This window comes from Microbacterium sp. NIBRBAC000506063 (genome assembly GCF_017968845.1).
Lineage (GTDB): Bacteria > Actinomycetota > Actinomycetes > Actinomycetales > Microbacteriaceae > Microbacterium.
Genome location: NZ_CP072876.1, coordinates 267,171 through 286,825 on the forward strand (window position 1 = coordinate 267,171; position 19,655 = coordinate 286,825).

The following is a 19,655-nucleotide window of genomic DNA, read 5'->3' on the forward strand; positions in this document are numbered from 1 at the left end:
TCACGGCGGCGGCGAGGACGGATGCCGCGGTGGCGGCGTCATCGACGGTGACGACGAACACCGTGCCGTTCCGGCGCGTGACCTCCAGCGCCTCGCCCTTGCGGAGCACGACACCGCGACGACCGTCGAGAGCGTAGCGCCAGCCCCATCCGCCGAACTCCGCGAAGGGGTCGATCTCGGTGGCACGGACGGAGGCGACCTCCCCGCCGGGATCCGGGTGCGCGGCCAGCCGACCGCAGAACGAACGAGGAGCCCGTCAGCGGTGATGCGCACACGGAAGACGAGCATGGTCGCCACGAGCACGGCGACGAGGATCAGCACGATCGCCGTGATCCAGCCGGCCTCCCCGCCGGCGGCGAAGGAGAAGACGGTCGCCAGCGCGAGGACGAACAGGCTCACGCCGAGCACGATCATCCCGCTGCGGGCCATCGCCGCGGTGCCGACCCACACCGCGCGCTCCCCGTCGCGGAGCGCGAGCGGGATGGCGTCGACCGCGGTCTCCCGCGGAACGCCCGCCGCCTTCGGCTGCAGGAACCAGCCGAGCACGGTCACTCCGACCAGCAGCGCGAGTCCGCCCAGCGCCCACGGTGTGATGCTCGCGGCGTCGGCGGCGTCGTCGAGGCCCCGTTGGATCCCCACCGCCGCGAGCGTGAGGAACGACAGGTACGCGGAGAGGCCGAGGGCGCTCGCGCCCAGCAGGCGGGCGGTGCCCGACCACTGCGGACGCGCGGCATCCGTCCCCGCGTCGCGCGATGCGCGAGAAGCGTGATGGTCGCGAAGAGCGCGACGATCCCTCCGCCGGCGCCCGCGAGCAGGACGGGGTGCACCCAGGGCGGACCGAAATCGTCGGGATGGCCGCCCGACCAGTGCGTCGCCGAGGGATCGGGGATCTGCGGCAGCCAGGCCAGCACGATCGCGGTCGCGAGCGCGATGACCGCGAGCGGCACGATCACCCCACCCAGAGGAACGCGGTGCGGGCGCGGCGGACGTCGGGGGTCATAGGGAGGTCTCCTTCACGAGGGCGGCGAGAGTGGTCGGTGAGATGCCGAGGGCGGCGGCCTGGGCGACGAGCACGTGGATGTCGCGGGCGAGCTCGGTGACCCTGGCTGCGGAGGCGGTCACGACGGCTCCGCGACCGCGGCGAAGCTCGATGAGACCCTCGTCGCGCAGCGTCTGATAGGCGCGCAGCACCGTATGCAGGTTGATCTCGAGCAGATCGGCGATCTCCCGGGCGGTGGGGAGCCGGTCGCCGGGACCGAGGCGCCCGTCCAGGATCGCGATGTGCACCGAGGCGGCGACCTGCTCGTAGAGCGGATCCGGGCTCTCCGGGTCGATCCTGATGAGCATGGCACCTCCTTCGCGAACACGCTATTCACTAGTTCTAATGAAACTAGAATAATAGAAACACGCGGGGAATGTCACCTGCCGTTCACCTGACGGTGCCACGATCCGGGAATGTCTCTCGCCCGGCGCCTCACGCAGCGCGACGCGGTAGCGATCGGCCTCGGCTCGATGCTCGGCGCCGGCGTCTTCGCCGTGTGGGCTCCGGCGATCGGCGTGGCCGGCTCCGGCATCCTGATCGCGCTCGCCATCGCCGCGCTCGTGGCCTACTGCAACGCGACCGCCTCGGCCCAGCTGGCCGCCGTGCACCCCGTCGCCGGAGGCACCTACGCCTATGCGCGCGCCGAGATCGGGCCCTGGTGGGGCTTCGTCGCCGGGTGGTGCTTCGTGATCGGCAAGCTCGCCAGCTGTGCCGCGATGGCGATGACCTTCGCCGCCTACGCCGCTCCCGCGGGCTGGGAGACCCCGTCGCCGTGGGCGCGGTCGCCGCGCTGGCCCTCGTGAACTGCTTCGGCGTGACACGCACGGCCCTGGCGACCCGTCTCCTCGTGGTCGTGACGCTGCTCGGACTCGCGGTCGTGGTCGCGGCGGGCATGGCGGCGGCCCCGGATGCCGCGGCACCCCCGCTCCCCGACCCGACGGTCTACGGGGTGCTGCAGGGTGCGGGCCTGCTGTTCTTCGCCTTCGCCGGCTACGCGCGCATCGCGACCATGGGCGAGGAGGTGCAGGACCCCGCCCGCACGATCCCCCGCGCGATCGTCTTCGCCCTGGCCGGCACGCTCCTGGTGTACGTCTTCGTCTGCGCGGCGGTCGTCGTGACCCTCGGAGCGGATGCCGCCACCCACCCCGCACCGCTCGTCGGCGTGGTCGAGGCCGCCGGCTGGACGGCGGCGGGCCCGCTCGTGCGGATCGCGGCCGCGGCCGCCTCGCTCGGGGCGCTCCTGGCACTGCTGACCGGCATCGGACGCACGACGCTCGCCATGGCCCGCGAGTCGGATGTGCCGCGCTTCCTCAGCGTGATCGACGAGCGCTGGCAGGTGCCGCGCCGGGCGGAGGTCACGATCGCCGCGATCGTCGTCCTCATCGTCCTCCTGGCGGATCTGCGCGGCGCGATCGGGTTCTCCTCCTTCGGGGTGCTGCTGTACTACTTGATCGCGAACGCGTCGGCGTTCCGGCAGCGGGGCGCGGCACGCCGATACCCACGGCTGCTGCAGATCATCGGCGCCGTCGGATGCCTGGTGCTCGTCAGCACGCTGCCGGCGGTCGCGTCCCTCGTGGGCATCGTCGTGGTGCTCATCGGCATCGGGTATCGGATGCTGCGCCTGCGCCTCCCGCAGCGATAGCCGCACTCCTCGACTCAGCGGTCAGGCGTCCGCAGTGCCGCCACGAGCGCGGGCAGGAGCGCCTCGGCCATGCGCCGGTATCCGAGGGCGCTGGGGTGGAAGCGGTCCATGCTGAACATCTCGTTGGGCTGAGCGAGGAAAAGGGGCCCGACGCTGCGACGGAGGTCGACCGCGGTCGCACCCTCCCGGGCGACGGCGATCGCCTGCGCGGCGGCGAGCTGGCGGGACCACCGTGCCGCGAGGCTCCGGAGGGGCTGCGGCACGGGCCGGAGCGCGCGCAGATCCGGGCAGGTCCCCACCACGACCTCCGTGCCGCGCGAGCGCAGCTGCGCGATCGTCTCCTGCAGGTGCGCCACCGAGGCGGAGAGGGGAACCCGATGGGTGACGTCGTTCCCGCCGACGACGATGACGGCCACATCGGCCGCGTACTCGTCGGCGAGGGTCGCGAGCTGCGCGGGCAGGTCACCGGACTCGGCGCCGACGACCGCGGCCGTGCGCAGGCGCACGGGGCGCCGCATCCGACGGGCGAGCTTGCGCGCCAGCCGGCCGCCCAGGGTGTCCTTGCGGCGCGTGGCCCCAGGCCCGCGGCGAGCGAGTCGCCCAGGAGCAGCAAGTCGATCGGATCCCCTCGAGCGCGCGCCGCCAGATGCGATCGGCGGGGATCGCATCCTCGCCGAGCGGTTTGCCGATGCGACGCCGGGCGATCGCCGCCTGCCGGCCGAGCCCGATCCGCACTCCGAGCAGCAGCACGGCCAGCGCCGCGACCAGGAGAGCGACCGCCCGCGCAAACCTCATGCCTCGATGACACCGTCTCCGCGTGAACGCGGGGTGAACCGCGGTCGGAACGATCAGGACAGCGGCTTGGTCTCCAGGTCTCCGGGGGCGGTGCCCGCAGACAGCGTGGCGAAGGCCGTGTAGCCATCGGATGCCGCGCGCTCCAGTAGCGCCTTCATGTTCTTGGCGCGCCGCTCCAGCCGCACGCGGGCGCCCGGACCGAGCGCGCCCAGCAGCGCCGTCTTGTGCGCAGCGAGCTCCGCGAGGGGCACATCGGCGTCGTGGACGAGGACGACGGCATCCGCCCCGGCATCCTCGCCGAGGGCGACGAGGTCGACGAGACGCTCGAAGCCGAGGGAGAATCCGACCGCGGGCACCCCTGCGCTGAGCGCCGCCGAAGCGTCCTGCCCGAGGAAGCGACCGATCATGCCGTCATAGCGGCCGCCGCCGCCGAGCGAGTAGTCGACGCTCGGGTGGGCGACCTCGAAGATCGTGCCGGTGTAGTAGCCCATCCCCGCACGAGGAAGGGATCGAAGGCGAGCGGGATGTCGAACTCGACCCCGCGCTCGTCGCGGTCCCTGAGCTTGTCGAAGGGCGTGCCGCGCGCACCGCCTCGCCGAGCGCGACCAGGTGCGCGACGATCTCCTCCGGCGCGCCCTCCGGGAGCGCCTTGCGGATCTGACCCTCGCCGTAGGGACGGTACTCGAGGGTCTGCGGGCGGCGCAGGAACGCGCCGAAGGCCTCCACCGCGGATGCCGTGGCCCGCGCTCGGCGAGCTCGGCGACCACGCCGTCGGGGCCGATCTTGTCGAGCTTGTCGATCGTGATGAGCACGCCCGGCCGCTCGGAGGCGGCGAAGCCGAAGGAGTCGAGCATCCAGTCCAGCACCCGCCGGTCGTTGATGCGGATGCTGCCGCCGTCCAGGCCGAGCGCGTCCAACGCGTCCAACGAGGCGACCAACAGCTCGGCCTCGGCGCGCGCCGAGTCGTCGCCGATGATGTCGATGTCGCACTGGACGAACTGGCGGTAACGGCCCTTCTGCGGGCGCTCCGCGCGCCAGACCGGACCGATCTGGATCGCCCGGAAGACGCCCGGCAGCTGCCCGCGGTTGCTCGCGTAGAAGCGCGCCAACGGCACGGTCAGGTCGTAGCGCAGGCCCAGATCGGAGAGGGCGGCCGGGTCGTCGGCCGCCGCGCGGATCTTGTCGGCGTCGAGCCCGCGGCGCAGCACGTTGTAGGCGAGCTTCTCGTTGTCGCCGCCGATCCCCGCGTGCAGACGCGAGTACTCCTCCAGCACGGGCGCCTCGATCTCGTCGAAGCCGTGGGCGCGGTAACGGTCGCGGATGACGGCGAGCACGCGCTCGCGACGGGACTTGTCACCGGGGAGGATGTCGCGCATGCCGCGCGGCGGGTTCACGTTTGCCACGGGTCCATCATTCCAGGTCGGAGCTTCGCTCCGCCGCACGCACCTCGTCCTCCAGGGCGCGCAGGCGCTCGCGGAGGGCGCGCTCGGCGTCCCAGCCCCGGGTGCGCGCCTCGGCGACGAGCGCGAGCAGGGCGTCGCCCAGCTCTGCCTCGGACTGCGGTCCGGCGGCCGGCTCACGAGAGACGCCGACCGACGCCGCCCTGCCCAGCAGCTTCTGCGCGAGGGCGAGTGCCGGCATCCCCCGGGGCACTCCGTCCAGGGCGCTGCGGCGCTCGCGCTTCTCGGCCGCCTTCGCCGCATTCCAGTGCACGAGCACCTCTTCGGGGGTGCGGGCGACCTCGCCGGCGAAGACGTGCGGATGCCGGCGCACCATCTTCTCGGTCAGTGTGCGGGCGACATCGTCGATGTCGAAGGGGTCGTCCGGGTCCTGTGCGGCGACGGCGGCATGGAACAGCACCTGCCACAGCAGGTCGCCGAGCTCCTCGCGCAGATCGGCGCGGGAGCCGTCCTCCACCGCGTCGATGAGCTCGTGCGCCTCCTCGATGAGATAGGGCACGAGGTCGCGATGCGTGATCTGCTGCGACCAGACGCACCTCTCTCTCACAGCCCGCATGGTCTCGGCCGCTTCCCGGAGCGGATCGCGATCCCCGGTCATGAGCTCGCCTCCGCGCGTCGCCGGTAGGAGGCCGCCCGCGCCGAGACGAGCGCGGCGCACAGCATCAGGGCGATGAGGGAGCCGGCGAGGACGCCGAGGATCGCCTGATCGCGCGTGGCGGCATCCGTGGCGAACGCCAGGTTGGCCAGCAGGAGCGAGACGGTGAACCCGATCCCGCCGAGGGCGCCCGCCGCGAGCAGGTCCGGGAACACGAGCGCGGGCGGCGTGCCGCGCGGACGGATGCGCATCGCGATCCAGCCGAAGCCCGCGATCCCGATGATCTTTCCGAGCGGGAGCGCCACGGTGATCGCCCAGAACGCCGGAGACAGATCGCCGAGCGAGACCTGCGGGACCACGACGAAGGCCGCGGAGAAGGCGAAGACCGGCAGGATCGCTCCGTTCACCCAGGGCTCCAGCGCGAATCGCGTGCGCATCGCCGGGGACTGCGCCATCGCCAGGCCCAGGAGCACCCCGGCGATCGTCGCGTGCACGCCGGAGCTCACGATGAGACCCCAGGTCACGACGCCGAGGATGAGCATTGCCGTGACCACGAGCGGCCGGCGCCGCTCCCCCAGCATCCGGCTGAGCACGCCGAAGGCGATTGTGGTCAGCACCCCCAGGCCCAACGCGATCGCGTTCAGATCCTGGGCGAACAGGATCGCGATGAACACGATGCCGACGATGTCGTCGAGGATCGCGAGCGCAAGCAGGAAGATGCGCACGCCCGAGGGAAGACCCTTGCCGAAGACGGCGAGCACGCCGAGGGCGAAGGCGATGTCGGTGGCCGTCGGGATGGGCCAGCCGTGCGCGGTCTCAGCGCCCCCGGCGAGGAAGAGATAGACCGCGATCGGGACGATCACGCCGCCGGCCGCGGCGATCGCCGGCTGCAGGGCCCGGCGCATGCTGTTCAGCTCGCCCCGGGTGAGCTCGTACACGAGCTCCATCGCCACGACGAAGAAGAAGATCGCCAGCAGCCCGTCGGAGATCCAGTGCGCGACCGACAGATCGATCCCGGTGCCGGGGACCGCAATGTGCGCATCGAGGACGCCGGCGATGGGGGCGTGCAGCGGCGTGTTCGCGGCGAGGAGACCGAGCCCGGCGGCCACCAGCAGCAGGATCGCGGGGAACTGCTGCGTGCGAAGAGGGTTCTGCGTAGGGCTCACCCCGCCCATGCTAGGCCGCGCAGGCGTGCGGTAGTGGCATCGGATCCCACTACTCTCGAAGGGTGACCAGCGATCCCACCCCACGGAAGCCATCCGCGTCATCGCCCGCCACGAAGCCGGCCGAGACACCCCCGAGGCCATGCGCGACGATGTGCGCATGCTCGGCGCGCTCCTCGGCCAGGTCCTGCGCGAATCGGGGAGCCCCGGCCTGTTCGACGACGTCGAGCGCCTGCGCCTGGCGACGATCCAGGCCTACGACGTCGAGACGCCGGAAGCCTTCGACCGGGCCGTGCAGATCGCCGAGTCCTTCACGATCGCCCGCGCCGACGAGGTCGCCCGCGCCTTCACCTGCTACTTCCACCTGGCCAACCTCGCCGAGGAGCACCACCGGGTGCGGATCCTGCGCGAGCGCGCCGGCAAGCCCGGCCGCGAGAACGCGACAGACACGGTCGAGGCGGCCTACGCGCAGCTGCGCGCCGAGATCGGCGAGGAGGCGGCCGTCCAGCGCCTGGGCGCACTGCGCTTCCATCCCGTCTTCACCGCGCATCCGACCGAGGCCCGCCGCCGGGCGGTGTCCACGAGCATCCGGCGCCTGTCGGAGCTGCTGACCGAGCACGATGCCGCGAGCGAGGGCGGGGCGGCCGAACGCCGTGCGACGCGACGGATGCTGGAGGAGATCGACACCCTCTGGCGCACCGCGCCTCTCCGCGCGCAGAAACCCTCGCCGACCGATGAGGTCCGCACGGTCATGTCGGTCTTCGACGAGACCCTGTTCACGGCCGTCCCCACGTCTACCGTCGCATCGACGACGCGCTGCGGGGCGAGGAGTCGGGCGCGAGCGCGCCGATCGTGCCCGCGTTCGTCCGCGTCGGCTCATGGGTGGGCGGCGACCGCGACGGGAACCCCTTCGTGACCAGCGACCTCACCCGTGAGGCGGCCGACATCGCCGCCGAGCACGTGCTGCGCGGGCTCGAGCGCGCCCTCGAGCGCATCGGCCGGACGCTCACCCTCGACGAGGAGGCCACGCCTCCGAGCGCCGGGGTGCAGGAGATCTGGGCGCGGTTCTCCGCCGCGGCGCCGGACGCCGCCGGAGAGCTCGCCTCGCGCTCCCCCGGAGAACCGCATCGCCGGGTGGTGCTCGCCGCGGCACAGCGCGTGGCCGCCACACGGCGCGGTGATGCGGCGCTCGCCTACGCCGGCCCCGAGGAGCTGCTCTCCGACCTGCGTCACGTGCAGGACTCCCTGTCGGATGCCGGAGCCCGCCGCCACGCCTTCGGTGGTCTCCAGCACCTGATGTGGCAGGTGGAGACCTACGGGTTCCATCTGACGGAGCTCGAGGTGCGCCAACACTCGCAGGTGCACGCCCGCGCCCTCGCCGAGCTCGAGAACGGCGGCGAGCGCAGCGCCGAGACGGAGGAGGTGCTGGAGGTCTTCCGCGCGATCGCACATATCCAGCGCACCTACGGCCCGCGGGCGGCGGGACGCTACGTCGTCTCCTTCACCCAGTCGGCCGACGATCTCACGACCGTGCACCGCCTCGCCGCCTTCGCCTTCCCCGACGGCGACGGTCCGGTGCTCGACGTCGTCCCCCTGTTCGAGACCTTCGCCGATCTGCAGGCGGCGCCCGCCATCCTCGCCGAGGTCGTCACGCGCCCCGAGTACGCCGTGCGTCTGGAGGCCACGGGCGGGCAGCTGGAGGTCATGCTCGGCTACTCCGACTCCTCCAAGGACGTCGGACCGGTCGCGGCGAACCTCGCGCTGTACGAGGCGCAGGCACAGATCGCGCAGTGGGCGGCGGATGCCGGCATCCGACTGACCCTCTTCCACGGCCGCGGCGGCGCGCTGGGCCGCGGCGGGGGCCCGGCGAACTCGGCGATCCTCGCCCAGCCGCCGCACTCGGTCGACGGCAGGTTCAAGCTCACCGAGCAGGGCGAGGTCATCTTCGCCCGCTACGGCGAGCCTGCCATCGCGATGCGGCACATCGAGCAGGTGGCGGCCGCGACGCTGCTGGCCTCCGCTCCGTCGTCGGAGGCGCGCACGAGTGGCGCCGCCGCGCGGTACGCGGATGTCGCCACCACGATGGACGCGGCCTCCCGCGAACGCTTCTTCTCGCTCGTGAAGGCCGAGGGGTTCGCCCCGTGGTTCGCCACGGTCACCCCCATGGAGGAGCTGGGCATGCTCGCCCTCGGTTCGCGCCCCGCCCGCCGCGGTCTCTCCGTCGAGTCGCTCGAGGACCTCCGCGCCATCCCATGGGTGTTCGCGTGGACGCAGGCGCGCATCAACCTCGCCGGCTGGTTCGGCCTGGGCACCGCGCTCGAGGCGGTCGGCGACGAGGAGCTGCTCAGCGAGGCCTACGCGCAGTGGCCGCTGCTGCGCACCATGGTCGACAACGTCGCGATGAGCCTCGCCAAGACCGACGAGCGCATCGCCGCCCGCTATCTCGCCCTCGGCGACCGCCCCGACCTCGCACAGCTCGTCCTCGACGAGCTCGCGCTCACCCGCACCTGGGTGATCCGTCTCACCGGGGGCGGCGACCTCCTCGGCGACAAGCCCGTCCTGCAGCGGGCCGTGCACCTGCGCAGCCCCTACGTCGACGCGCTCTCGCTGCTGCAGCTGCGCGCCCTGCGCGCGCTCCGTGCCGGCGAGGCAGGGGCGGACGCCGATCCCGAACTGCAGCGGCTCCTGCTGCTGTCGGTCTCCGGCGTCGCGGCGGGCCTTCAGAACACCGGCTGAATCCGCCCTGCGCCGACGACCGGTAGAGTGAAAATCCCCGCCCGAACCGGCGTATCCGCGCGCGACACGATCGCCTCGCACCTCTCCTTCGTCAGAAAGCCGCTTCCGCGTGACCGAGACCACCGCCTTCCCCCGCTCGCCGAAGCCGCCCAGCCGGTCTTCGAATCCGTCCTCGCCCGCAGCCCTCACGAGCCCGAGTTCCATCAGGCCGTGCACGAGGTCCTGCACTCCATCTCGCCGGTGCTCGAGCAGCACCCCGAGTACGTCGAGGGCGGCATCCTGGAGCGCCTGGTGGAGCCCGAGCGTCAGATCATGTTCCGGGTGCCCTGGGTCGACGACGAGGGGCGTCTGCACGTCAATCGCGGCTACCGCATCCAGTTCTCCTCGGTGCTCGGCCCTACAAGGGCGGCCTGCGCTTCCACCCCTCGGTGAACCTGTCGATCATCAAGTTCCTCGGCTTCGAGCAGATCTTCAAGAACGCGCTCACCGGCCAGGGCATCGGCGGCGGCAAGGGCGGCAGCGACTTCGATCCGCACGGACGCTCGGATGCCGAGGTCATGCGCTTCTGCCAGTCGTTCATGAACGAGCTGTACCGCCATCTCGGCGAGCACACCGACGTTCCTGCCGGCGACATCGGCGTCGGCGCCCGTGAGATCGGCTACCTGTTCGGCCAGTACCGCAAGGTCACCAACCGCCACGAGTCCGGCATGTTCACCGGCAAGGGCACCGGGTGGGCGGCGCCGAGGTGCGCACCGAAGCGACCGGGTACGGCGCGGTGTTCTTCGCGCAGGAGATGCTCGCCGTGCACGGCGAGTCGCTCGAGGGGAAGCGGGTCGGCGTCTCCGGCTCCGGAAACGTCGCGATCTACGCGATCGAGAAGGCCACGCAGCTGGGGGCGAAGGCCGTGACGGCATCCGACTCCTCCGGCTACGTCGTCGACGATGCCGGCATCGACCTGGCGCTGCTCCGGCAGATCAAGGAGGTCGAGCGCGCCCGCATCGTCGAGTACGCGAACCGCCGGTCCGGCGCCCGCTTCGTCGAGGGCGGCCGGGTCTGGGAGGTTCCGGTCGACATCGCCGTCCCCTCGGCGACCCAGAACGAGCTCAACGGCGACGATGCCGAGGCGCTCATCGCCGGCGGCGTGCGCGCCGTGTCCGAGGGCGCGAACATGCCCTGCACGCCGGATGCGATCCATGCCTTCCAGAAGGCGGGCGTGCTCTTCGCCCCCGGCAAGGCGGCCAACGCCGGCGGCGTGGCGACCTCCGCGCTGGAGATGAGCCAGAACGCCTCCCGGCAGCGCTGGAGCTTCGCCGACAGCGAGCAGCGCCTGCGCGACATCATGGCCGACGTGCACGAGGCCTCGTTCCAGGCCGCCGAGCGCTTCGGCTCCCCCGGCGACTACGTCGTCGGCGCGAACTGCGCCGGCTTCGAGCGGGTCGCCGCGGCGATGCTCGCCCAGGGCGTCATCTGATCGCACGGCGCATCCGCAGGATCCTGTCACGGATGTCGGAGGAATCCGCGTGATCCCTCCGGCATCTGCAACCGCATCCGACATCTGCAACGGGCCGGATGCCGGATGCGAGCGGTGACTAGTCGATCCGGCGGTCGTCGGCGTGACGGGCCAGCGACTGCGCGTAGCGCTCGGTGAGCTGCACCATGAGATCGGGCGTCTCGCGGTCGACCCCGAAGACGTAGCCGGGGAAGTCGAGCTCGGGCTGTGCCTGGGCGATCTCCTCGGCGCGGTCGGGCGAGAGGAGCTGGACCGGATCCCCACCGCGACCCAGCCGATCGGGACCACGGTCGCCTCCGGCAGTGCGGCGCGCCGGTGCACGATCGCGTTCACGCGGATCTCGCTGCGCGCGCCGACGCGGGCGCCGTTGAAGACGCGGGCGCCGGATGCCAGGAAGCACTCCTCGCCGATGTCGGCGCCGGCGACCGAGGACAGCGTGCCCAGCAGCGAGTTGCGGCCGATGTGCACGGCGTTGGCGGCCGTCGCCCGAACCAGGGCGTTCTCCATGACGATCACATGCTCGCCGAGCACGATCGGCCCGCCTTCGGCGGTGATCACGGCGCCGTGCAGCACCTGGCAGCCCGGTCCGATCTCGACGTCGCCCGAGATGACGGCGGTGGGCGCGACGACGGCGGTGTCGTGGATGCGGGGCCGGGCCCCGAGGTGCTCGAACTGCATGCCGCCAGGCTAGCGCGTCACGCGCCGGAGGTGTCGGATGCCGCGGCGACCGGCTCCGGCCACAGCGCCGTGAAGAGCTGGCCGACCCAGGCGATGAGGTCTGCGTCGGACAGCGGCTCGCCGTGCGGGCGGGGAATCGGCACCACGAGCGCCTCACCGGCGGCGAGCAGCTTCGCGTTCGGATACAGACGCTGCAGGCGCACCTTCATCGAGTCGGGCAGGCGCGCCGGTGCCAGCCGCAGGTTCTGCCCCATCGCGACGACGTCGCTGAGCCCGGCTTTCGCGGCGCGGCGACGCAGCCGGGCGACGGCCACGAGGCCGGCGACCTCGGCCGGCGGTGCCCCGTAGCGGTCGGTCAGCTCTTCGACGACGAGATCGATCGCGTCGTCGGTCGCGGTCGCGGCAGCGGCCGCCGAGAGCTTCTGGTACGCCTCCAGGCGCAGTCTCTCGCTGTCGATGTAGTCCTCGGGGATGCGCGCATCCACCGGAAGCTCGAGCCGGAGCTCCGTGCCGGTCTCGGTCTCCTCGCCGCGGAAGGTCGCCACCGCCTCCCCGATCATCCGGAGATACAGATCGAAGCCGACGCCGGCGATGTGCCCGGCCTGTTCGGCGCCCAGCAGGTTCCCGGCGCCGCGCAGCTCGAGGTCCTTGAGCGCGACCTGCATTCCCGAGCCGAGATCGTTGTTGACGGCGATCGTCTGCAGCCGGTCGGCAGCGGTCTCGCTCAGCGGCTTGACGTCGTCGTAGAGGAAGTACGCATAGGCGCGCTCGCGCCCGCGGCCCACACGTCCGCGCAGCTGGTGGAGCTGGCTGAGTCCGTAGCGGTCGGCACGGTCGATGATGATCGTGTTGGCGTTGGAGATGTCCAGGCCCGTCTCGACGATCGTCGTGCACACCAGCACATCGAACTTGCGCTCCCAGAAGTCGTCGACGACCTGCTCGAGCTGGTGCTCGCCCATCTGCCCGTGCGCGACGGCGACCCGCGCCTCCGGCACGAGCTCGGCGATCTCGCTCGCGACCCGCTGGATCGACTTCACCCGGTTGTGCACGTAGAAGACCTGCCCCTCGCGCAGGATCTCGCGCCGGATCGCCGCGGCGACCTGCTTGTCGTTCTTGGGGCCCACGAAGGAGAGGATCGGATGCCGGTCCTCCGGCGGTGTCGCCAGCGTCGACATCTCGCGGATGCCGGTGACCGCCATCTCCAGCGTCCGCGGGATCGGGGTCGCGCTCATCGCGAGGATGTCGACGTTGGTCTTGAGCTTCTTCAGCGCATCCTTGTGCTCGACGCCGAAGCGCTGCTCCTCGTCGATGATGAGGAGCCCGAGGTCTTTGAACAGGACCTGGTCGGTGAGGATGCGATGCGTGCCGATGACCATGTCGATCGAGCCGTCGAGGAGCCCCTGCAGCGTCAGGCGCGCCTCCTTGTCGGTCTGGAAACGCGAGAGCGGACGCACCTTGACGGGGAATCCGGCGAAGCGCTCGGTGAACGTCTCCAGGTGCTGCTTGACCAGGAGCGTCGTCGGCACGAGCATCGCGACCTGCTTGCCGTCCTGGATCGCCTTGAACGCCGCGCGCACCGCGACCTCGGTCTTGCCGAAGCCGACGTCGCCCGACAGCAGTCGATCCATGGGCACCTGCCGCTCCATGTCGGCCTTGATCTCGTCGATCGTCTGGAGCTGATCCGGGGTCTCGGCGAAGGGGAAGGCCTCCTCGAGCTCACGCTGCCACGGGGTGTCGGGGCCGAAGGCGTGGCCCTTGGCCGCCATCCGCGCCGAGTAGAGCTTCACGAGCTCGACAGCGATGTCGCGCACGGCGCGGCGCGCCTTGCCCTTGGCCGCGGCCCAGTCGCTGCCGCCCATCTTCGACAGCGTCGGCGCCTCACCGCCGACGTACTTCGACAACAGGTCGAGCTGGTCAGTGGGCACGTACAGCTTGTCGCCCGGGTACCCGCGCTTGGAGGGCGAGTACTCGAGCACGAGGTAGTCGCGAGTGGACTTCGTCGCGTTGCGACCGCCCGTGGACACCTCGCGCTGGGTCAGCTCGACGAAGCGTCCGATACCGTGCGTGGCATGGACGACGTGGTCGCCGTTCTTCAGCTGCAGAGGGTCGACGACGTTGCGACGGCGCGAGGCGAGCTTGCGCACGACCCGCTGGTCGCCGCCGATCGTGCGCCCGTAGAACTCGTTCTCGGTGAGCACGGCGAGCCCGGCCTCGTCGAAGCGGAACCCCGACTCGAGCGTGCCGAGGACGAGCGTGGCGATGCCGGCATCCGGAGCCTCATCGAGGGAGTCCACGATCCGCGCCGCCACCTCCCGCTCGGACAGCACGTCGCGCGCACGGTCGACGAGGCCGGTGCCGGATGCGACGACCACGACCCGCCAGCCCTCACGGAGCAGGTCGGCGACGTAGGCGATCGCGCCATCGACGTTGCCGTGGAACGAAGGGATGACTCCCGCGGGGATGCTCGGGGTGTCGTCGTCGCCGGCGTCGAAGGCGCTGAGATTCCACCAGACGCCCTCGCGGCCGTGCACGACCTCGCGCAGCTCCGGGATCGTGAGGAAGTCGCCCGCATCCAGACCCGCGGAGCTCAACGAGTCCCGGTCGATGGGCGCCTCGGCACCGGAGGTGGCCGCGCTCCAGGCGGCGTCGAGGAACTCGCGGTTCGTCTCGCCGAGCGTGGCGGCACGGGCCGTGGACCGCTCCGGGTCCAGGAGCGCGACCGCGGATCGCATGGGGAGATACTCGACCAGCGACACGAGCGGGCCCGCCACGAGGGGCAGGAGCGACTCCATGCCCTCGACCGGGATCCCCTCGGCCATCTTCTCGAGCATCCCGGCGAGGGCGGGGAGCTTCGGGACGAGACCGCGTGCGCGCTCGCGCACCTCGCCGGTCAGCAGCAGCTCCCGGCTCGGCGGCAGGGCGACCTCGGTGACCTCCTCGGGCAGCGAACGCTGATCGGCGACGGAGAAGGCACGGATCTGCTCGACCTCGTCGCCGAAGAACTCCACCCGGGAGGGGTGCTCGGCCACGGGAGGGAAGACGTCCAGGATGCCGCCGCGCAGGGCGAACTCGCCACGCCGGGAGACCATGTCCACCCGCGTGTAGGCGAGCTCGACCAGACGCTCGGCGATCTCGGCGAGGTCGAAGCCTCGTGCGCCCGCGGCCAGTACGATCGGCTCGGCGTCGCCGAGGCCTGCGGCGATCGGCTGCAGCGCCGCGCGCACGGATGCCACGACCACGAGCGGCCTGCTCCGATCCCGTGCCGCGATCCGTCGCAGCGTCTGCAGCCGCTGACCGACCGTGTCGGGGCTCGGGCTCAGTCGTTCATGGGGCAGGGTCTCCCAGGCGGGGAAGGTGAGGATCTCGGCATCCGGGACGATGTCGCCGAGTGCGCCGGCCAGGGACTCGGCCCGGCGACCCGTGGGCACGATGGCGAGCAGCGCGGCGGGAAGACCGGCCTCCGCACGCCGTTCGAGGAGCCCGGCGAGGGTGGGCGCGTCGAGGCCGTCGACGAGTGTGAGATCTCCGTCGGTGCGGGCCCAGGTGAGGGCGTCGCGGAACGAGTCCGCCTCTTTCAGGGCGCGCAGGATCCCGGGCACAGTCACCGCACGAGTCTACTGGGGGACGCCGCGCATAGGATGGGGGCGTGAGCGATCCCCAGCTGCCCCCGCCCGTCCCGCAGGCGCCCTATCCGCCGTTCGGCCAGTCGAGCGCTCCCTCGGGCGGCCAGCACGCGCTGCCGCCGCAGGGCTTCCCGCAGCCGCCGCAAGGACAGCCGCCCGTCTATTCGCCGCCCGCCGGCGCCTATGCCGCGGGGCCGACCGGTTATCACGGCGTCGGCGGACCGTACACGCCTCCGACCCCTGTCTCCCCCAAGGCCTCCTCGGCCATCGGAGTCTGGGCGCTCATCCTCGCCCTCATCGCCCTGATCGTCCCGAGCGTCGTCGGCGGTGTCGCCGGCTTCGAGATGGGGATGCGCCTGGGCGCGATCGACCCCGAGTTCATCGAGACCTCGCCGGTCGACGACCTCGCCATGCTCGCCCCGTCCGCATGCAGGTGCTGTGGGCAGAGATCGCCTTCTGGGTCGGCACCGTGCTGGGCGTCTGGGCGCTCGTGCAGGGCATCATCGCGATCGCCCGCAGACGTGGGCGCGGGCAGGGCATCGGCGCCGTGATCGTCGCGGTGGTGGCGCCGATGGCCTTCTTCTTCGTACTGGTCTTCGCGCTCGGCATCGGCGGCGCCGCCGGCGCGGTCACCCAGGGCTACGGTTTCTGAGGTACGCGCCCCGCTGAGCCTGCGCCCCGCTCAGCGCGGGGCGTGGTGCTTCTGCTGCGCCGCCAGAAGACCCTCGTCGATGATCGTCTCGACGGCATCGGCGGCATCCGACACGAGGATCGGAAGGTTCTCCCGCTCGGCCGAGGCGAACGGCGAGAGCACCCAGTCGGCCGGATCCTGGCGGCCCGGAGGACGACCGACGCCGACGCGCACACGCAGGAACTCCGGCGTCGACAAGGCTGCGGCGATGTCGCGCACGCCGTTGTGGCCGCCGTGGCCGCCCCCTTCTTGAGCTTGACGCTGTCGAAGGGGATGTCCAGCTCGTCGTGCACGACGATGAGCCGCTCGGGTGGCACCGAATAGAACCGCGCGAGAGCGGCCACGGGTCGCCCCGAGACGTTCATGAAGGAGTTCGGCTTCGCCAGCACGATCTTCGCACCGCCCGGGCGCAGCAAGGTCTCGACGACCCGCGCACCGGCCTTGTGCTCACGATACGACTCGCCGCGGCGTGAGGCGAGCTCGTCCGTGACGAACTGACCGACGTTGTGACGGGTCGCCGCATACCGCGGACCGGGGTTTCCCAGGCCCACGACGAGCCAGGTGTCAGCCATCGGGTTCCCTCTCTCAGATCATGATCGCGGCAGCGGGATGCGACCGCAAGACACGACAGAGGGGACGCGAACCCGTCGCGTCCCTCTGTGAAAAACGGCTCGGACTACTCCGCTGCCTCTTCCTCGGCGGGAGCCTCTTCCGCGGCCTCCGCCGGAGCCTCGGCGGCCTCGTCCTCCAGTACCGGGGCGGCCGGCACCGACACGGCGACGATGAGCGTCTCGGGGTCGACGACCAGGGTCGCACCCTTGGGGAGCTCGACGTCGCCGGCGGTGATGTGGGCGCCCTCCTCGAGTCCTTCGACCGACACCTCGAAGTGCTCGGGGATGTGGGTCGCCTCGACCTCGACGAGGATCGAGGTGGCGTCCTGGGTGACGATGGTGCCGGCGAAGGACTCGCCGGTGACCGTGACCGGGACGCTGACCTGGATCTTCTCGCCCTTCTTCACGACGAGGAGGTCGATGTGCTCGATGACCTGGTGCACCGGGTCGCGCTGGACGTCCTTCACCAGCGCGAGCTCGGGGGTGCCCTCGATGTCGAGGTCGAGCAGCGCGTTGGCGTGACGGATGATGAGCGAGACCTGGTGGCCGGGCAGAGCCACGTGCTTGGGCTCGGTGCCGTGGCCGTAGATCACGGCAGGGATCTTGCCCGCGGCGCGCAGACGCCGGGCGAAGCCCTTGCCGAAGTTCTCGCGGAACTCCGCGACGACCTTTTCGTTTTCAGACATGAGTTCTCCTTCAGGACACGCGCGGCGACAGGTGATGCCCGCGTGGTGGTCTATGGGATTGTCGCCTCGAACGCAGACGCGTGAGGCGAGCAGCGGGGCCCGCATCGCCGCGTCGATCACGGAAGAACTGTGCGCACGCGCACGCTTCCCTCGCCGAGGAACTGCCTCTATCGTACCGGAAGACCAGATAGGCTGAAGACACCGTCATCCGCGCCACAGATCAGGAGCCCGACCGTGCTCGACGCCGCCGCCCTCTCCCACGTCGTCCTCTGGGTCATCAGCGGGATGGTGCTGTGCACCACGGTGGTCGTCACCGGCGCCCTCGTCTCGATGGGTCGCGGCGGTTACCGCAAGGACTGATCACCGGCGCCCGGTGACAACATCCGTCACCTTCGGCACGCCGACTCCGCACCCCGCTACGCTGGAACCACCGGGACGTCAGGCTTCGCCCGCCCGGCATGCTCCCGCTTGCTTATCGGAAGGTGCACCATGTCCTCTGCCGCCACAGGCGCCGCCAACATCGGAGTCGTCGGACTCGCTGTGATGGGTTCGAATCTCGCCCGGAACCTCGCCAGCAGGGAGGGGAACACGGTCGCGGTGCTGAACCGGTCGCGCGCCAAGACGGACGAGCTGGTGGCCGCGCACCCCGAGGCCGGGTTCGTGCCCGCGTTCTCCTACGAGGAGTTCGCCGCGAGTCTGCAGAAGCCGCGCACGGCGATCATCATGGTCAAGGCCGGCGGCCCCACCGACGCGGTCATCGATGAGCTGGTGCGGGTCTTCGAGCCCGGCGACATCATCGTCGACGGCGGCAACGCCTACTTCCCCGACACCATCCGCCGCGAGAAGAGCGTCCGCGAGACCGGGATCAACTTCGTCGGCGCAGGGATCTCCGGCGGCGAGGAGGGCGCCCTGACCGGCCCGTCGATCATGCCCGGCGGCTCGGACGAGTCCTGGGTCACCCTGGGCCCGATCCTCCGCTCGATCGCAGCTCGCGCCGAGGGCGAACCCTGCGTGACCCACATCGGCCACGACGGCGCCGGCCACTTCGTGAAGATGGTGCACAACGGCATCGAGTACGCCGACATGCAGCTGATCGCCGAGGCCTACGACCTGATCCGCCGCGGCACCGGGAAGACCCCCGCCGAGATCGCCGAGATCTTCGCCGAGTGGAACCGCGGCGAGCTGGAGTCGTACCTGATCGAGATCACCGCCGAGGTGCTGCGCCAGACCGACGCCGCCACCGGGAAGCCCCTGGTGGACGTCATCCTGGACCAGGCCGGCGCCAAGGGCACCGGCGCCTGGACCGTGCAGACCGCGCTCTCCCTCGGCGTCCCCGTCTCGGGCATCGCCGAGGCCACCTTCGCCCGCTCGCTGTCCTCCCACCCCGAACAGCGCGCTGCGGCATCCGACCTCCCCGGCCCCGCCACCTTCGAGGTCGACGATGTGGACGGATTCATCGAGGACGTGCGCCTGTCGCTGTACGCATCGAAGATCGTCGCCTACTCGCAGGGCTTCGACGAGATCCGCGCCGGCGCCGCCGAATACGGCTGGGACATCGATCTGGGTGCGGTGGCGAAGATCTGGCGGGCCGGGTGCATCATCCGCGCCCAGTTCCTCAACCGCATCGCCGACGCCTACGCCGAGGACCCGCAGCTGCCGGTGCTGATGACCGCTCCCTACTTCGCCGAGGTCTTCACCCGCGCTCAGGAGGCCTGGCGCCGCATCGTGATCGCCGCCGCGACCGCCGGCATCCCCGCCCCGCCTTCTCCTCCAGCCTGTCCTACTACGACGGCATCCGCGCCGACCGCCTCCCCGCCGCCCTCATCCAAGGACAGCGCGACTTCTTCGGCGCCCACACCTACAAGCGCACCGACCGCGAAGGCACCTTCCACACCCTCTGGTCCGGCGACCGCACCGAGATCGAAGCAGAAGACACCCACTGAGCGCGACAGAGGGCGATCCGCTGTCGCTGCGCGTGCATCGCGTGGCGGCGCGGATCGTGCTGGCCGTGCTCAGCGCGGCCTACCTGTGGGCGGTGGGCTGGATGACCCTGCGCGCCGCCCCCTACGGCAGCGACCTCGGCCGGGGTCTCGAACGACTGCTGGCCTGGCTGGCGCAGCAGCCCTCGACCGCGTGGGTCACCTTCGACCGCCTCGAGTTCGCGGCGAACGTGGCGATGTTCGTCCCCTTCGGGATCTTCGGCGTGCTCTGGTTCGGCGTGCACAGGTGGTGGCTGGCGCCGATCCTGGGCGCGCTCACGAGCGCGGGCATCGAGTTCCTGCAGTGGCAGTTCCTCGACACCCGCGTCGCCGATCCGCGAGACATCGTCGCGAACACGGCGGGCGCCGTGATCGGCATGCTGCTCATGCTGCTGCTGGCGTTCCTGCTCGCGCCCCACCGGCGACGCCGGTAGCGCGCGGGCA

At 71.3% G+C, this 19,655-nt stretch carries 13 protein-coding genes and 5 pseudogenes; 8 read left to right on the top strand and 10 right to left on the bottom strand.

What is annotated here, in order from left to right:
- The 3 genes from KAE78_RS01535 to KAE78_RS01545 are packed head-to-tail and all read right to left on the bottom strand — an operon-like array spanning position 1 to position 1,347.
- A complete protein-coding gene (locus tag KAE78_RS01535; RefSeq protein WP_223171469.1) occupies positions 1 to 639 on the bottom strand; it encodes an EbsA family protein in 639 nt (212 codons plus the stop codon).
- A complete protein-coding gene (locus KAE78_RS01540; protein ID WP_223171470.1) occupies positions 549 to 953 on the bottom strand; it encodes a DUF1648 domain-containing protein in 405 nt (134 codons plus the stop codon). The genes KAE78_RS01535 and KAE78_RS01540 overlap by 91 nt, the downstream gene beginning before the upstream one ends.
- Positions 954 to 996: 43 nt before the next feature.
- Entirely contained in the window at positions 997 to 1,347 is a 351-nt protein-coding gene (locus tag KAE78_RS01545; protein WP_223171471.1) for a GntR family transcriptional regulator, read from the bottom strand.
- A gap of 108 nt (positions 1,348 to 1,455) precedes the next feature.
- Here KAE78_RS01545 and KAE78_RS01550 point away from each other — a divergent pair.
- Positions 1,456 to 2,684: pseudogene (locus tag KAE78_RS01550) on the top strand (APC family permease).
- 14 nt (positions 2,685 to 2,698) lie between these two features.
- Here the strand turns inward: KAE78_RS01550 and KAE78_RS01555 are convergent.
- The 4 genes from KAE78_RS01555 to nhaA form a co-directional block, all read right to left on the bottom strand.
- Positions 2,699 to 3,352 (bottom strand): SGNH/GDSL hydrolase family protein, encoded by a 654-nt coding sequence (locus tag KAE78_RS01555; RefSeq protein ID WP_223171472.1) that lies wholly within the window; start codon positions 3,350 to 3,352, stop codon positions 2,699 to 2,701.
- A 180-nt stretch (positions 3,353 to 3,532) separates the two neighbouring features.
- Positions 3,533 to 4,882, bottom strand: a complete 1,350-nt coding sequence (locus KAE78_RS01560) for a histidine--tRNA ligase (RefSeq protein ID WP_223171473.1) — start codon at positions 4,880 to 4,882, stop codon at positions 3,533 to 3,535.
- 7 nt (positions 4,883 to 4,889) lie between these two features.
- Complete coding sequence (locus tag KAE78_RS01565; RefSeq protein WP_317451815.1) at positions 4,890 to 5,537, bottom strand: MazG family protein; 648 nt, start codon at positions 5,535 to 5,537, stop codon at positions 4,890 to 4,892.
- Positions 5,534 to 6,709 carry a Na+/H+ antiporter NhaA gene (gene nhaA / locus KAE78_RS01570; RefSeq protein ID WP_223171475.1) on the bottom strand — a complete coding sequence of 392 codons (1,176 nt, stop codon included), beginning with the start codon at positions 6,707 to 6,709 and terminating at the stop codon, positions 5,534 to 5,536. The genes KAE78_RS01565 and nhaA overlap by 4 nt, the downstream gene beginning before the upstream one ends.
- Before the next feature lie 130 nt (positions 6,710 to 6,839).
- On the opposite strand from nhaA, the pseudogene KAE78_RS01575 reads away from it, so the two are divergent.
- From KAE78_RS01575 to KAE78_RS18200, 3 genes and pseudogenes are all read left to right on the top strand, one after another.
- Positions 6,840 to 9,433, top strand: a pseudogene (locus KAE78_RS01575) (phosphoenolpyruvate carboxylase).
- A 69-nt stretch (positions 9,434 to 9,502) separates the two neighbouring features.
- Positions 9,503 to 10,904: pseudogene (gdhA, locus tag KAE78_RS01580) on the top strand (NADP-specific glutamate dehydrogenase).
- Between the two features lie 142 nt (positions 10,905 to 11,046).
- A complete protein-coding gene (locus KAE78_RS18200) occupies positions 11,047 to 11,634 on the top strand; it encodes a hypothetical protein (RefSeq protein WP_317451816.1) in 588 nt (195 codons plus the stop codon).
- 4 nt (positions 11,635 to 11,638) lie between these two features.
- On the opposite strand, the gene mfd is transcribed toward KAE78_RS18200, so the two are convergent.
- Positions 11,639 to 15,226, bottom strand: coding sequence for a transcription-repair coupling factor (gene mfd / locus KAE78_RS01590; RefSeq protein WP_223171476.1), 3,588 nt, complete (start codon positions 15,224 to 15,226; stop codon positions 11,639 to 11,641).
- A 41-nt stretch (positions 15,227 to 15,267) separates the two neighbouring features.
- Here mfd and KAE78_RS01595 point away from each other — a divergent pair, with 41 nt between their 5' ends.
- The gene (locus KAE78_RS01595) at positions 15,268 to 15,795 is read left to right on the top strand and encodes a hypothetical protein (RefSeq protein ID WP_223171477.1); all 528 of its coding nucleotides are present in this window, start codon (positions 15,268 to 15,270) and stop codon (positions 15,793 to 15,795) included.
- A 131-nt stretch (positions 15,796 to 15,926) separates the two neighbouring features.
- Here the strand turns inward: KAE78_RS01595 and pth are convergent.
- Both pth and KAE78_RS01605 read right to left on the bottom strand, forming a co-directional pair.
- Positions 15,927 to 16,507: pseudogene (pth, locus tag KAE78_RS01600) on the bottom strand (aminoacyl-tRNA hydrolase).
- 104 nt (positions 16,508 to 16,611) lie between these two features.
- Positions 16,612 to 17,232, bottom strand: a complete 621-nt coding sequence (locus KAE78_RS01605; RefSeq protein WP_223171478.1) for a 50S ribosomal protein L25/general stress protein Ctc — start codon at positions 17,230 to 17,232, stop codon at positions 16,612 to 16,614.
- A gap of 234 nt (positions 17,233 to 17,466) precedes the next feature.
- Here KAE78_RS01605 and KAE78_RS17120 point away from each other — a divergent pair, with 234 nt between their 5' ends.
- The 3 genes and pseudogenes from KAE78_RS17120 to KAE78_RS01615 all read left to right on the top strand — a co-directional run bounded on the left by KAE78_RS17120 (position 17,467) and on the right by KAE78_RS01615 (position 19,645).
- Entirely contained in the window at positions 17,467 to 17,592 is a 126-nt protein-coding gene (locus tag KAE78_RS17120; RefSeq protein ID WP_262927706.1) for a hypothetical protein, read from the top strand.
- 129 nt (positions 17,593 to 17,721) lie between these two features.
- Positions 17,722 to 19,175: pseudogene (gene gndA, locus KAE78_RS01610) on the top strand (NADP-dependent phosphogluconate dehydrogenase).
- A 41-nt stretch (positions 19,176 to 19,216) separates the two neighbouring features.
- The gene (locus KAE78_RS01615) at positions 19,217 to 19,645 is read left to right on the top strand and encodes a VanZ family protein (protein ID WP_223171479.1); all 429 of its coding nucleotides are present in this window, start codon (positions 19,217 to 19,219) and stop codon (positions 19,643 to 19,645) included.
- The last annotated feature ends 10 nt before the right edge of the window (positions 19,646 to 19,655 follow it).

Excerpts from the sequence above, each read along its gene's own strand:
- KAE78_RS01545 (WP_223171471.1), bottom strand. The coding sequence starts at position 1,347 with ATGCTCATCAGGATCGACCCGGAGAGCCCGGATCCGCTCTACGAGCAG.
- KAE78_RS01605 (WP_223171478.1), bottom strand. The coding sequence starts at position 17,232 with ATGTCTGAAAACGAAAAGGTCGTCGCGGAGTTCCGCGAGAACTTCGGC.
- nhaA (WP_223171475.1), bottom strand. The coding sequence starts at position 6,709 with ATGGGCGGGGTGAGCCCTACGCAGAACCCTCTTCGCACGCAGCAGTTC.
- KAE78_RS01555 (WP_223171472.1), bottom strand. The coding sequence starts at position 3,352 with ATGCGATCCCCGCCGATCGCATCTGGCGGCGCGCGCTCGAGGGGATCC.
- KAE78_RS01565 (WP_317451815.1), bottom strand. The coding sequence starts at position 5,537 with ATGACCGGGGATCGCGATCCGCTCCGGGAAGCGGCCGAGACCATGCGG.